13 protein-coding genes and 2 pseudogenes are annotated in these 13681 nt (G+C 36.4%); 2 read left to right on the top strand and 13 right to left on the bottom strand.

The window, feature by feature from the left end; translation table 11 throughout:
• Positions 1-39: 39 nt before the first annotated feature.
• The 12 genes and pseudogenes from AFK68_RS30590 to AFK68_RS30535 all read right to left on the bottom strand — a co-directional run bounded on the left by AFK68_RS30590 (position 40) and on the right by AFK68_RS30535 (position 10850).
• Entirely contained in the window at positions 40-306 is a 267-nt protein-coding gene (locus AFK68_RS30590) for a (2Fe-2S) ferredoxin domain-containing protein (protein ID WP_094677739.1), read from the bottom strand.
• Between the two features lie 600 nt (positions 307-906).
• Positions 907-2334, bottom strand: coding sequence for a Ni/Fe hydrogenase subunit alpha (locus tag AFK68_RS30585; protein ID WP_094677737.1), 1428 nt, complete (start codon positions 2332-2334; stop codon positions 907-909).
• A gap of 491 nt (positions 2335-2825) precedes the next feature.
• Positions 2826-3365 carry a thermonuclease family protein gene (locus tag AFK68_RS30580; RefSeq protein WP_094677735.1) on the bottom strand — a complete coding sequence of 180 codons (540 nt, stop codon included), beginning with the start codon at positions 3363-3365 and terminating at the stop codon, positions 2826-2828.
• A gap of 254 nt (positions 3366-3619) precedes the next feature.
• Positions 3620-4171, bottom strand: a complete 552-nt coding sequence (locus AFK68_RS30575; RefSeq protein WP_094677733.1) for an oxidoreductase — start codon at positions 4169-4171, stop codon at positions 3620-3622.
• 296 nt (positions 4172-4467) lie between these two features.
• Positions 4468-5184, bottom strand: coding sequence for a bidirectional hydrogenase complex protein HoxU (hoxU, locus tag AFK68_RS30570; protein WP_094677731.1), 717 nt, complete (start codon positions 5182-5184; stop codon positions 4468-4470).
• A gap of 19 nt (positions 5185-5203) precedes the next feature.
• Positions 5204-6829, bottom strand: a complete 1626-nt coding sequence (locus AFK68_RS30565) for a NuoF family protein (protein ID WP_094677729.1) — start codon at positions 6827-6829, stop codon at positions 5204-5206.
• Between the two features lie 679 nt (positions 6830-7508).
• Entirely contained in the window at positions 7509-8039 is a 531-nt protein-coding gene (gene hoxE, locus AFK68_RS30560; RefSeq protein ID WP_094677727.1) for a bidirectional hydrogenase complex protein HoxE, read from the bottom strand.
• 801 nt (positions 8040-8840) lie between these two features.
• Entirely contained in the window at positions 8841-9275 is a 435-nt protein-coding gene (locus tag AFK68_RS30555; protein WP_094677725.1) for a hypothetical protein, read from the bottom strand.
• Positions 9265-9519: pseudogene (locus AFK68_RS30550) on the bottom strand (2Fe-2S iron-sulfur cluster-binding protein); the annotation flags it as partial. The gene AFK68_RS30555 and the pseudogene AFK68_RS30550, both read right to left, overlap by 11 nt.
• 1 nt (position 9520) lies before the next feature.
• The coding region (locus AFK68_RS30545; RefSeq protein ID WP_143438455.1) for a 2Fe-2S iron-sulfur cluster-binding protein at positions 9521-9797 on the bottom strand (277 nt) is incomplete at its 3' end.
• Between the two features lie 295 nt (positions 9798-10092).
• A pseudogene (locus tag AFK68_RS30540) lies at positions 10093-10229 on the bottom strand (DUF1499 domain-containing protein); the annotation flags it as partial.
• A 69-nt stretch (positions 10230-10298) separates the two neighbouring features.
• Positions 10299-10850, bottom strand: a complete 552-nt coding sequence (locus AFK68_RS30535; RefSeq protein WP_094677719.1) for a DUF1499 domain-containing protein — start codon at positions 10848-10850, stop codon at positions 10299-10301.
• A gap of 393 nt (positions 10851-11243) precedes the next feature.
• Between AFK68_RS30535 and AFK68_RS30525 the strand changes: the two genes are divergently transcribed.
• Entirely contained in the window at positions 11244-11633 is a 390-nt protein-coding gene (locus tag AFK68_RS30525; protein WP_094677741.1) for a nuclear transport factor 2 family protein, read from the top strand.
• Between the two features lie 345 nt (positions 11634-11978).
• Here AFK68_RS30525 and AFK68_RS30520 read toward each other — a convergent pair whose 3' ends face one another.
• Entirely contained in the window at positions 11979-12248 is a 270-nt protein-coding gene (locus AFK68_RS30520; protein WP_246844561.1) for a cupin domain-containing protein, read from the bottom strand.
• A gap of 139 nt (positions 12249-12387) precedes the next feature.
• On the opposite strand from AFK68_RS30520, the gene AFK68_RS30515 reads away from it, so the two are divergent.
• Positions 12388-13272, top strand: coding sequence for an alpha/beta fold hydrolase (locus tag AFK68_RS30515; RefSeq protein WP_094677713.1), 885 nt, complete (start codon positions 12388-12390; stop codon positions 13270-13272).
• The last annotated feature ends 409 nt before the right edge of the window (positions 13273-13681 follow it).

Genomic DNA, 13681 nt, shown 5'->3' with positions numbered 1-13681 from the left:
ATTCTATTGTGTCTTCTCAGTTATCAGTTTTATCAGTTATTAGTTGACTGTTTTGATAATACTAGGTAAGATTTCTTCTTGGAATTTTTGTTCGATATTTTCAGAATTAATTTTGAGAAATACTTGATTTTTGTATTTCATCACAATTCCATCACTACAACTTTCTAAACAAAAGGAACCTTTTAATTCTATTGTGTCTTCTAGTTTATATTCACTTATCATACTTTGGAGTTTTGGCAATACTTCATAAACTCCTAGTTGATGACAAGCAGAACCCATACAAAGGTATAAGTTTTCTTTTTTCATCGTTCTTTTTTTTGTAGGCGATGGAGAACAGGAGAGATTTTTCATACTTGTATTTTTTCTTCTAGTAGGGAGCCTAAAAATAGTTAGCAATTAAAGATTCAAGAGGATAAAGACAAAAATTTAACAGCTCATACTAAATCCGATTTTCATAGAAGATTTATTCAAATGATGATTTTTTTATTCCTGACAGTCAAACTATTTAAATTTGCCGATCCTAGCTCTCAATAAAAAAGAAAAAGGAAGATATTTTTGGAGATGGGGAGTGATAATTTTTTACTTCTACTTAGAGGGTGAATCTCATATAGCAATCCTATTTTATTTGTGTATAAAAACCTTAATTTTTTGGGTTTATTCAAATTTGAGATGCACCCTACTTAGACTTCTATAACTTTCATTTTCTATTGATATAGCAATTCCCATACTCGTGAGGTACGCAATTTTTTGGCTTTGGTAACCAGAAAATTTATAGGAGTATGAAGATAAGAAAAATAACTTTACTTCATAACTGTGGGAATTGCTATAACTTTCTTCTCTTCTCCTTCTTCCTTCTTCCTTCTTCCTTCTTCCTTCTTCCTTCTTCCTTCTTCCTTCTTACTTCTTTTAATTCCGATAAACCTCATCTAAAAGATTCCCATTTGCTGAAATTAATTGAATATGTAATGGCATTTGACCTGCTGCATGAGTCGAACAACTTAAACAAGGATCGTAAGCACGAATACCAGCTTCAACTCTGTTCAACATTCCTTCTGGAATTTGATTATTATGAATATAATGTTTGGCAATTTGAGTCACAGTTTGATTCATTGCCAAATTATTTTGACCCGTGGCAATAATCATATTTACTTTCTGAATAATGCCATTTTCATCTACTTTATAATGATGGAATAAAGTACCCCTTGGCGCTTCACTAACTCCCACTCCTTCTAAACAGTTAATACCAGCAGTAGCACGAGTGCGTGGAGAAACAATATCAGGGTCATCTATCAGTTGTTCAATTTTTTCTAAACAGGCAAGAATTTCTATCAAACGAGCAGAATGATAGAAGAAAGAAGAAGTCGGAACGCCACCAGCCCGCTCTCGAAGTTCTTTTAATTCTTGGTCTGCTTTTTCTGTACCAACTTGTGAACAAACATTTAAACGAGCAAGAGGCCCGACTCGATAAATACCATTAGGATAACCCATTGGTTTGTAATAAGGAAATTTCAAATAAGACCAAGTTTCTACCGCTTCTCCTAAAAATTCCTCATAATTATCTTCGCTCAAATTATCAGCAACAATATTACCTTCACCATCAGTAAACCGTAACTTTCCACCGTAATGTTCCCAATCACCATTTGCTCCAACTAATCCCAGAAATAATGATGGAAACTTACCAAAAACTTCAGCTTCAGTTTTCAATTGTTCGTCTAATAAATCGTTAAACAAATTAAGAGCAATCTTGATAGTTTCAAAAGATTCTGGCAGACGATTTTTTATCCATTCTCGTCCTTCTTCAGAAAGGGGAGTTCGGACACCACCTGGTACTGCCCAAGCAGCATGAATTTTTCTCGCTCCTAACAATTCAATCACAGTTTGACCGAACTGCCGGATTCTAATTCCTGCCCTTGCTAAATCAGGATTTTCTACCATTAAACCAAAGACATTTCGTGTGGCAGGGTCGCTATCCCAACCTAATAGAAAATCCGGACTACTAAGATGGAAAAAACTGAGAGCATGAGACTGAATTATCTGCCCTAAATTCATCATTCTACGCAATTTTTCTCCGGCGGGAGGAACTTGCACTGCGAGAATTTTATCTCCTGTTTTAGCGGCTGCTAATAAATGACTTACAGGGCAAATTCCACAAATTCTTGCTGTTATTCCTGCCATTTCTGTAAATGGTCTTCCTTCACAAAATTTTTCAAATCCGCGATATTCTACGACATGAAACCGACAGTCGGATACTTCTCCAGCATCGTCTAATATAACGGATATTTTGGCATGACCTTCGATTCTAGTTACGGGGTCGATGACTACTGTTTTAGACATGGTTTATTTTCTCCTTAGTTGAATAAAATTATGATTTTTGTTGATTAAGTTTAGGTAAGAATTTCCTGCGGAATGCTGCGCAAACAGCTATTAGCACTCAGCTTTCAGCTTTAGCCAAAAAATTAGTTAATAACTCGCATTTGTGTTGTGTATCTAGATTGTGTATTCCCTATTGCCTTTGACAAAAATTGAGTATACAGTCTAAATACTAAACACCTTAGCTGATAGCTCTTAGCTGACGGCTGAATGCTTACAAGTTTAGAGGTAAATTTCAGAAACTTAAGCATTTAATTATTAGCAGTAAATTGTAATTATTTCTCAATTTATCAATTGCTTTTACTTCCTCCAAAATTAATAGCTAATAGCTGACAACTAAATGCTTACTCTAATATGATGTCTCAATTTAATTATATGTTTGTAGTAAAGCTATAGCCCTATCTAAAGTTTGGTCTAGAGCAAAACTACAAGCTTGAATTATAACTACTTAAATCCTAATTACAAACACGGGCTTTTTGCCAATATTGTTTAGAATTCCAGACACCTAAACCTGCTTGTCTAGCAGAATTTTGAGCATTTAAGTAAGCACTTTTTGAACTAGGGCAAGTATCATTTAGATGTTTACAAAAAAGAGAAGCTTTTCCTTCTCGAACCAGTTGTAAATTAATAGAAGTATTATCTTTAAATACCTCTGCAACTATCCGTTTACGACTACTTTTTCCTGTATCACTAACTGATACTATTGTACCTCTAGGAATTAATGTTTCAAGTCTACTTTTAGCAGCTTCAAAGAAGGGACTATCTCCATAATCAGGACCATCAATACAGGCAAGTTGTAGCCGACATAATTGTGAATTTCCATCCCAAGGAATTCGACATTCTGACATAGTAACTTCTAAAGTATCTCCATCCAGAATCCGAGAAATTCTTGCCTGTTGAGTAGCTAAAGATTGGGGAGTATTTAATAGAGATAATATTATTAAAAACCCACAGGATATGACAGCTAAAATTAGATTAATTTTTTGTCTTTTCATCAGCTTTTTTTAGTGACTTATTAGTAGGTTGGGTTTAGGAACCCGAAACCCAACAAAAATACAGAAAATTCCATCAGGCGTGAGGTAGACCCACGCGGGCAAGATGCCCGCACTACAAACATTTAATTGTTAATATCTGTACTTCTTATACTTGGAATCTGCTATATGTATCTATTGGGTTGCACTACTACTTCAACCAATTTAAGATAGCCTAATTCTGTCTCCTGACTCCTGTCTCCTGACTCCTTCTTTCTTTACCCAAACTTAATCATTTTTCGACCTTCCATTTTTGGCTTTTCACCCTTTAATAAAGGCTCTAAAGTTGCCTGAATTCTATCAGCAGAAGGCGGACATCCAGGCATAAAAATATCTACAGGTACAATTTCATGTACAGGTCGAACTTTATCCAGTAATTCTGGTACAATTCCCGGTTCATATGGTAATTTTTTAGTTTCATCTGCCAATTCTAAATAACTGCGTTCTAAAACAGGTTTTGTACCTCCCAACATATTTCGCATAGCTGGCACATTGGCAGTAACAGCACAATCTCCAAAAGAAATTAACGTTTTAGTCTTTTTCCTAACCTCAAGAATTATTTCTAAATTATCTTGATTAGCGATGCCTCCTTCCACTAAACAAACATCAACATTTTCTGGATATTCTTTAATATCACTGCCAACCGGACTATAAACAACCTCGACATGACTTGCTAGTTCAAACAACCATTCATCTAAGTCGAGAAACGACATATGACAACCAGAACATCCAGCTAACCAAACTGTGGCAAATTTAATTTTATTTGACATAATTAATACCTTAAATTAGGGAGTACCGTTTCACGGAATTCAAAAGTCAAAAGTCAAAAGCGAGTGTGTAATTCTGAGGTCTCCTCAGAATGTAAGACACACTCAAGACAGTCAAAAGTAAGATTTTATAGCTTCAAAACTTTGACGCTACAATAATTTCAGGATGTTTCAAATTGTTAGAATAGGGAATAGATAGTTTTATCTCTAACTGTATTTCAAGAGTTGGTCTAAAACACCTTATTATTTGACTTCTAACTTCTAAATTCTAAATTCTAAATTCTAAATTCTAAATTCATTCACCTTGTCCACTGGTGATTTTCCCTCGCATTGACCAAAAATTCCAACTTAGAGCGATCGCGCTCCTTCTCAGCTACAGTTGTCCCCTTACGGAAAATTGCCCCAGTTGGACAAGCATCCACACATTTACCGCAGGAAGTACAAGCATCTACTGCTCCCCAAGATTGATCTAAACCAGAAACAATAAAACAAGCAGCACCACGACTACCCACATCCCAAACATGGGCACCTTCTATTTCATCACAAACCCGCACACAGCGAGTACACAAAATACAACGATTATGATCTATACCAAACTGTTTGTGAGATAGATCCATTCCTCGGTCTGGAAAACGATAAGTAAACCGAGTATGATCCATCCCTACTTCAATTGCCACATTTTGCAACTCACAGTTTCCATTGGCAACACAAACCGCACAAACATGATTACCCTCAGAAAACAGCAACTCCACCAACATCCGCCGATATTCTTGCAACTTCGGAGTCTGAGTCTGTATTTCCATTCCCTCGGCAACCTGAGTCACGCAAGCAGGTAATAACTTTCTCATCCCAGAAATCTCTACCATGCACAACCGACAAGCTCCAATATCGGTGATACCCTCCAAATGACAGAGAGTGGGAATATTAACCCCCGCTTCCTTTGCAGCTTCGAGAACAGTAGTTCCCTCCTCAACTGCAATTTGATTACCATCAATAGTTAACGTTATTACTGACATATTTTTTTCTCCTCATCTATTATTTGGCGGCACTGACAACTTTACCGTTACTAAATTCTGATTCCTGCAACAAATCTAGATATTCTTCTTTAAAATAGTGCAACGTACTCAAAACCGGATTAGGTGCAGTCATTCCCAAACCACATAAGCTAGTATCTTTCACCAAATATGACAACTCTTCTAATTTTTCCAAATCAAGAGCAGTCGCCTTTTTGTTCAGTATCTTAGTCAGCAAAGAATACAATTGCACAGTACCCGTGCGACAAGGAACACATTTTCCGCAAGTTTCACCACGACAAAATTCCATGTAAAACTGCGCTACCTCTACCATACTCGTTTCCTTATCCATGACAACCATGCCACCAGAACCCATCATGGAACCCACACTACTGAGAGATTTGTAGTCTACAGGAGTATCAAGCATGGAAGCAGGAATACAACCACCAGAAGGCCCGCCTGTTTGTACCGCTTTCACTTCCCCACCGGGAACACCACCGCCCATTTCTTCTACTATTTCTCGTAGAGTAATTCCCATCGGTACTTCAATTAAACCATTATTGCGGACTTTGCCTGTGAGAGCAAATATTTTTGTACCTTTGCTATCTTCCGTGCCAATACTAGCGTACCAGTCTGCACCCTTTTTGATAATAGGAGCAATGTTGGCAAAGCTTTCCACATTATTAATTAGAGTTGGACAACCCCAAATACCAGACTGAGCAGGATATGGAGGACGAGGAACTGGGTTACCACGTTTGCCTTCTACTGATTGAATGAGGGCAGTTTCTTCTCCACAAACGAATGCACCTGCACCGATGCGGATATCAATCTTAAAGTCAAAAGGACATTCAAATATTTGACTACCTAAGAGTCCGTATTTTTTAGCTTGTTGAATAGCTTTTTTTAAGCGTTGGATAGCGAGGGGATATTCGGCGCGAACGTAGATAAAACCATGATTTGCTCCCACAGCATAAGCAGCGATCGCCATTCCTTCTAATACTAAATGGGGGTCACTTTCCAATACACTTCGATCCATAAATGCACCGGGGTCTCCTTCATCACCGTTGCAGATAATATATTTCTGACCTTCTGGCATTTTGGCAACTGTTGCCCATTTTAAACCAGTGGGATAACCGCCACCGCCCCTACCTCGCAACCCACTGCGAGTAATTTCGTCTACTACTTCAGTAGGAGACATTTCATGTATAGCGTGATAAAGAGATTGATATCCACCCACAGCTATGTATTCTTCTATGCGTTCGGGGTCAATTTTTCCTGTATTTTCCCTAACTATGCGGAGTTGGCGAGAAAAGAATGGATGTTGGGAGTCACCTTTGATAACTTCAGTTGTACCGCCATTGAGTGCATCAATAATACTAGCTGCGTTTTCAGGTTCTACTTCTTCGTAGAGGGTGTCATCAGGATCGATTTGTACTAGGGGGCCACGTCCGCAAGCTCCCATACAGCCTACTCCTACTACTTGGACGCGATCTTCGAGACCAAGTGTTTTGACTGCATTCTTCATCTTTTTCATCACGTCTACAGAGTTAGAAGCTTGACAACCTGTAGATGTGCAACAGTGAACCCGAATGGTTTTTTGCTTGTTTTGTTCTGTTTCGGCAATGTCGAGCAATTCTTGATAGTCCATATTTTGTTCTCCTATATTAATTTATAGGTAGTCAGCTTGTTTTTGCTGATGTTAGGTTTTGCTTCCTCAAACTAATCTACCCTTATGACAAACTTTTAGCTGTGCCATACCACTTTGAATTATCAGTACCGAGAGAAAGTTTAATAGTTATTAGATGAGATTATTTCTTTTAGTTTCCAAGCCCAAAATTTACTGAAAAATTACTGGATGAGATGTGAAAAAAACTGTAGGGGTTTGGTTTCCAAATCCCATTATTTTGACTAGGGTTTGGAGACAAAATCCCTAGGATAAAATCTTACAACCTATTTTAGGATTGCTATATTTAAGATTATAGCAAGAAAACGGCATTTTTTTTCTGACTTATAAGAATTTATACAATCAAAAAATATCAACTTTCAACCAGACAAAACTTTCCCTAATTTTCTAATTATTTTTGACAACTGATAACTGATTTACCGACAATTTAAGGTATAAAGCCTCTTCATTCATGCAGAAAAAATTTCCTTTTAGGCAATCCTTATATTACAAAAGAGTTAATTATTAATTATTAATTGTTTACCGAATAATTAAGGTTTAAAGCCTCTTCTTTAAAGGAGAAACAATGAATTTATTTTTCTTTTATTCAATCCTCTTCCTTTGAGGGAGAGGTAATTATCAATTATCCATTATCCATTATCAATTATTGATCTTGCCAACCTTTAATTTTTTCCATCACCATTTCAGGAGTTTGTTTACCTGCAACAGTACCATCAAATACTACTGCTGGTGCAATTCCACAAGCCCCTATACAACGGGCAGCCATCAGAGAAATTTGATTATCTGGCGTTGTTTCTCCTACTTTAATTTCTAATTCTTTTTCTAATGATTTAACTACTTCTCCACCACCTTTTACATAACAAGCAGTACCCATACATACTACACAAGTATGAGCGCCATTAGGCTTCAGTGAAAAAAGATGGTAAAAAGTTGCTACTCCATAAACTCTACTTAATGGTAACTTTAAACCCCGTGCTACATAGGTCAAAACATCTGCTTCTAAATAGCCAAATGTTTCTTGGGCTTTATGTAATACCTCAATCAAAGAATCTTGACGATATTGATTCCGCTTCATTGTCATATCTAACTGTTTGAAGCGTTTATCGCCACTAGGATGACCCTTTTTTACTTGTTGAGAATCTTTGCTTTTAGTATCTTTTGTGGCAGTTTCCATATATGAATCTCCCTAAGCTTACTTTTATTGGTATTTGCTTCTAAATAATAACCAATATTTACTTTATTTTTACTGTCTGTTTCTTTCTAGCTAAGTTAGAATTTTACTTTCTCTATATTCTTGCATATTGCTGTTTTCTAGGAGAGCTTAATTTACATTTTATTACAATCTTGTTTATCTTATTTAATAAACAACTTCTTGATTGTTTAACTAAACTTAAGAAAAAGCTAAATATTCAACAATTATTCAATAAATTTGATAATATAAATTTTTTCGGAACTATTTTTAGTTAATTCGNGTTTTCTAGGAGAGCTTAATTTACATTTTATTACAATCTTGTTTATCTTATTTAATAAACAACTTCTTGATTGTTTAACTAAACTTAAGAAAAAGCTAAATATTCAACAATTATTCAATAAATTTGATAATATAAATTATTTGTTTTTATAATTAGGAGGTATTGTAGGGGCGGGTTTAGCCGAAAGCCTTGATATTTACAATTTAATCTTCAAAACCCGCCCTACACTTTCTTAGTATAAAGAGGGTGAATATATATAATTCATATGGTAAGCATTCAGCCGTCAGCTATAAATTATTAACTTAAGTAGGTAGGCAAAAAAAAGTTATAAAATGCCTAAGATGCGCATAGTCGCGAAAACTTAAACTTTATAGCAAAGAATTATTAATTATTTGCTGTTAACGCAGCAGTTACGACCCAGGAGGCTTGCGGACCGCTAATAGCTGTTAGCTCCGCATTCCACAGGAAATGCTTACTTCATAATCTAGATTATGCAAAGCTAATTAACCTTTTGTTTTAGCTCTATCGAGTCCAGCTTTTACCCAGTTAATACATTCATATTCAGACTGAAAAATTTTCGGAGCAGCAACATTAGTTAAACTATCAGGTTTATAATGGTCGTAAAAAAACTTATCAGCCTCTTGATGAATAATAATTAAATCATCATTATAAACGTATCTCAACTTAAAATAATCACCATGAGATTCTACATCAGAATTTTCAGACAAATGCGATTGAGCAACTTTAATTATTTTCTCAATGCTATTAGTATAAAAACCTGTATAATTTTCCCCTAGATGAAAATTTCCCTTATGTCCTAACTCAGATAATAACTTATATGAATAAATAGGATTATCGTTGGCGATCGCTAAGACATAAGGAATAATCAAATAACCTTGATAGGAAACTGAATTTTCATAAAGAAATCTATTTATCATGCTTGTAAAGAGAAGATTTATATAAAACCTGTTCTTGATGAGTATAAACAGTACAATCAGACAAAGGAATAGCTACACAAGTAAGAATATAACCAGCTTCTTTTTCCTCAGAACGCAAAAACTTTTGCTCACTTTGGTCAACTTCACCACTTACCAATTTGCCCAAACAACCAGAACAATTTCCTTGCCTACATCCATAAGGCAAAATAATCCCATAATCTTCAGCAATATCTAATATATACTCNGAGTATAAACAGTACAATCAGACAAAGGAATAGCTACACAAGTAAGAATATAACCAGCTTCTTTTTCCTCAGAACGCAAAAACTTTTGCTCACTTTGGTCAACTTCACCACTTACCAATTTGCCCAAACAACCAGAACAATTTCCTTGCCTACATCCATAAGGCAAAATAATCCCATAATCTTCAGCAATATCTAATATATACTCATCTTCTGGCACTTCAATAGTCCGATCTAAACCAATTTCTGCGTTGAGCAAACGAACTTGATAAATAGTCATTTCAGTTATCAGTTAATAGTTAACACTTAACAGTACCTCCTAGTGAAGGAGAAGACTTGAGACCTTATTTGATGGTCATTTTTTCACTCTAATTGTAGACTAACTTAATCCGAAAACACCGACTTATTAAAATCAATTATATCAAATCTGCTTGCTTTGGAGAATAAGCTTCTACTATCAGTTTTGGTAAAAACTCGTAGTTTGCTAGGGGTTTGGTGACCAAACCCCTACAGTATTGAATTGTACCTATATTACTTGCAGGAAAGATTCCGCACTACAGAGATTTAAAAAATTCCTAAGTATTTGTTTTAAGTTCGTTTAATTTTTCCCTAATAGTTTCGACTCGTTCGCGGTTAACACCTAAATCTGATTCTCCCAGACGGGAAGCGGAACGTACTTGAATAGCATTAGCTTCTTCATCTACATAAAATTNCTACAGTATTGAATTGTACCTATATTACTTGCAGGAAAGATTCCGCACTACAGAGATTTAAAAAATTCCTAAGTATTTGTTTTAAGTTCGTTTAATTTTTCCCTAATAGTTTCGACTCGTTCGCGGTTAACACCTAAATCTGATTCTCCCAGACGGGAAGCGGAACGTACTTGAATAGCATTAGCTTCTTCATCTACATAAAATTCCACATCATCCACATATCCCATAATTTTACTGGTAAACTCAGCATACAAATAATTTTCCTCTTCCTTAACAATATTAGTACGAGGCATTGATTCAATTATTTGTTTGAGATTGGCGATCGCGGAGCGTGGTGTCAACCGTATCGCCGTCTTCGGTTCAGAGTCATAACTCAGAGAAGCAATACCATGTTGTGCATCCTGACTGTAACTACTGACACAATTTGGACTATTCGGACAAGGTGCAAGTCGTCCAGAATATACACCAAGATTATCAGGTCTGGTGCCTGCAAATAAAGTCAGCTTGCCAGAAGTGGCAATATTTATTCCGACAACAATGGCAACAACTACCAATAAAACTATGGTAATGTTAAACATTTTCTGAAATATGTTAGAAGATTTTTTTTCTGTTGTTTCCATAGTCTATTAGGGAAATAATTTAGTAAGCATTTAGCTNTCGTCCAGAATATACACCAAGATTATCAGGTCTGGTGCCTGCAAATAAAGTCAGCTTGCCAGAAGTGGCAATATTTATTCCGACAACAATGGCAACAACTACCAATAAAACTATGGTAATGTTAAACATTTTCTGAAATATGTTAGAAGATTTTTTTTCTGTTGTTTCCATAGTCTATTAGGGAAATAATTTAGTAAGCATTTAGCTCTCAGCATTCAGCCGTCAGCTATCAACTTATTTTATCTTGATCATAACAGTTATTGTCTATCTAAAGTCCAAACTTTTATAATCAAGTAATAAGGTTTCCTGCCCCTTTGAAGGCCGGAGGTACTGATAAATGACAACTAATGACTGAAATGAGTGACGAAAACCAAGCAATTTTAGCAGCAAATCAAGCATTTTATCGAGCTTTCGAGAAACGGGACATTGCAGCTTTGGATGGCATTTTGTCCAAGGGTATTAACACGGTTTGTATCCATCCAGGTCGTGCTGCCATTCGTGGTTTTGATAAGATTCGTAGTTCGTGGGATTTAATCTTTAAAAATATCGATTATATTGAAATCGATCTTGATGTTATTACAACGGAAATTAATGGAGATATTGGTTATGTTATTTTGGTGGAAAATTTAATGCAAGTGAATGGAGGGAGGAGAATAAAAGCTCAATCTATGGCAACAAATATTTTTGAAAGAATGGGTGGAAATTGGTATATGATTCATCATCATGGTAGTCCGTTGATTAAGTAGGGGNGCACAGGCAAAAATGCGTTTTCCGTTCCGGAATGCTCCGCAAACATGTCGCGTAGCGTTAACGCGCGTTGTGCGCCAGCTAAACGTCCGTACGGGAGTAATTTTTGGGCTACTCTCTTGCACAAAATGCTAACTTTTTGATTTTTCGGGAACCGTGCATAAAGAGCTGAAAAATAGGTACTTTTTCCAGTTCTAAAAATACTAAAACCTTTATCTGTAAATGCTTTTATATTTAATCAACAAGCCCTAATTAGTGTAGCGATCGCTCTTTCTGCTCAGGTGGACAAATATCAAAAAGTTGATGATTAATCTAGAGTAATTATTATTTGTCCATCCTACAGATTAATAAATATGAATTGCCAGCCAAATTGTTTCTATATTTGCATCGGTTGATATGATTTTATGTGGAGTTTTTGCCGGGATAAAAATATAGCTATCTTTGAATAATTTTGTTGTTGTTTGATTGATTTCTAATACAGCAGAACCTTGCAGCAAGATTACCCATTCATCTTCTTCTTGAATAAACTCTTCACTGACAAAATTCGGCGGTGAAATTATTTTGTTAATTTTGACATTTTTATGGGATAATAGATGATTAAATATCTCTTCCATGATTTTTGTAAAATTCAGTATAATAATGATAATTATAGAACTAATCCGTAAGATTCCCATTCTACAAAACTCTTAAAATTGTCCCGCATTTATACAATGCCATAGAAAAATCACTATTTACCCACCAGACTAAATTCTTATGTTTGAACAATTTACCTACCACAAAATCACCACTTCCAATGTCACCATTAATTTAGCAAAAGCCGGAGACGGCCCCCCACTACTACTATTACACGGCTATCCTCAAACCCACATTATGTGGCACAAAGTCGCCCCTACCCTTGCCCAACATTTCACTGTCATTTGTACAGACTTGCGGGGTTACGGCGACAGCGACAAACCACCCTCGGACCCCCAACATCTCACCTATTCCAAAAGAGTCACTGCCCAAGACCAAGTAGAAGTAATGGCAGCTCTGGGTTTCCCAAAATTCTTAGCAGCAGGTCACGATCGCGGCGGTAGAGTTCTCCATCGCCTATTACTTGATCGCCCAGACTGTGTGGAAAAAGCAGCAGTGCTAGACATTGTACCCACGAGAAAAATTTTTCAAACTGTCAACCAACAACTCGCTACTGCTTACTCCCACTGGTTTTTTCTCCTCGAACCTAACAATATTCCCGAACGCCTCATCGGTTCCGATCCTGCATTTTATCTAGAGAGCAAACTAAAACAGTGGAGTGCTAACCAAGCAGGTTTCACTAAAACTGCCATAGCTGAATATGTTCGTTGTTTTAGCGACCCCGCGAGTATTCATGCTACTTGTGAAGACTATCGTGCTGCTGCTTCTATTGACTTAGAACATGATGAAGGAGATATTGACAGGAAAATACAATGTCCGTTATTGGTATTGTGGGGAGGGTTGGGAGTCATGGAAAAATGTTATGATGTATTAGAAACCTGGCGAGAAAGGGCGGTAGATGTGCGCGGTCAAGCTTTGCCTTGCGGTCATTTTGTGCCAGAGGAAGCGCCAGAGGAAACAACTCAAGCATTGCTTGATTTTTTTAGAGTACGGACTAGGGAGTAGGGAGTAGAGAGTACGGAGTAAGGCTAACGGGACTTTAGTGAAAACAAGGTAAAAAAAGGTTATAATATATACCTGACAAGTATTTGACGTTTATGAATCCCTGGAAAAAGTCCAATGAAAGAAACAATTTCAGTGGCCATGCCCTCTTGTTTCCATCGATGGTGCGTTCGCGGTAGCGTTGCGTAAGCAAATCGCTTTAATATCATGTCCGCTGGTATCGGAGCGTGTAAAAGTTTGGGAAAGAGCTACCATTAGTAAGGTTTTTCTTTCTTCCTTCTTCCTTCTTCCTTCTTCCTTACCGAATTATTAATTATTAATTGTTAATTAGAGTTGTTGGGAAATAAGGTAAAATGGTTCAAGCAGAAATTGGCCAGAAGAATGCTAAATATTGAACGAGCCTTAAAACAAG

Source organism: Hydrocoleum sp. CS-953, from assembly GCF_002260545.1.
Lineage (GTDB): Bacteria > Cyanobacteriota > Cyanobacteriia > Cyanobacteriales > Microcoleaceae > Trichodesmium.
The sequence above is the reverse complement of the archived record's forward strand: the minus strand, read 5'-3'. Positions and strand labels throughout refer to the sequence as shown.

What these genes read in the sequence shown, in the direction of transcription:
- AFK68_RS30585 (WP_094677737.1), bottom strand. Translation starts at nt 2,334, where the DNA reads ATGTCTAAAACAGTAGTCATCGACCCCGTAACTAGAATCGAAGGTCAT.
- AFK68_RS30565 (WP_094677729.1), bottom strand. Translation starts at nt 6,829, where the DNA reads ATGGACTATCAAGAATTGCTCGACATTGCCGAAACAGAACAAAACAAG.
- AFK68_RS30575 (WP_094677733.1), bottom strand. Translation starts at nt 4,171, where the DNA reads ATGTCAAATAAAATTAAATTTGCCACAGTTTGGTTAGCTGGATGTTCT.
- AFK68_RS30515 (WP_094677713.1), top strand. Translation starts at nt 12,388, where the DNA reads ATGTTTGAACAATTTACCTACCACAAAATCACCACTTCCAATGTCACC.
- hoxE (WP_094677727.1), bottom strand. Translation starts at nt 8,039, where the DNA reads ATGGAAACTGCCACAAAAGATACTAAAAGCAAAGATTCTCAACAAGTA.
- hoxU (WP_094677731.1), bottom strand. Translation starts at nt 5,184, where the DNA reads ATGTCAGTAATAACGTTAACTATTGATGGTAATCAAATTGCAGTTGAG.
- AFK68_RS30525 (WP_094677741.1), top strand. Translation starts at nt 11,244, where the DNA reads ATGAGTGACGAAAACCAAGCAATTTTAGCAGCAAATCAAGCATTTTAT.
- AFK68_RS30555 (WP_094677725.1), bottom strand. Translation starts at nt 9,275, where the DNA reads ATGATAAATAGATTTCTTTATGAAAATTCAGTTTCCTATCAAGGTTAT.
- AFK68_RS30590 (WP_094677739.1), bottom strand. Translation starts at nt 306, where the DNA reads ATGAAAAAAGAAAACTTATACCTTTGTATGGGTTCTGCTTGTCATCAA.
- AFK68_RS30520 (WP_246844561.1), bottom strand. Translation starts at nt 12,248, where the DNA reads ATGGAAGAGATATTTAATCATCTATTATCCCATAAAAATGTCAAAATT.
- AFK68_RS30535 (WP_094677719.1), bottom strand. Translation starts at nt 10,850, where the DNA reads ATGGAAACAACAGAAAAAAAATCTTCTAACATATTTCAGAAAATGTTT.
- AFK68_RS30580 (WP_094677735.1), bottom strand. Translation starts at nt 3,365, where the DNA reads ATGAAAAGACAAAAAATTAATCTAATTTTAGCTGTCATATCCTGTGGG.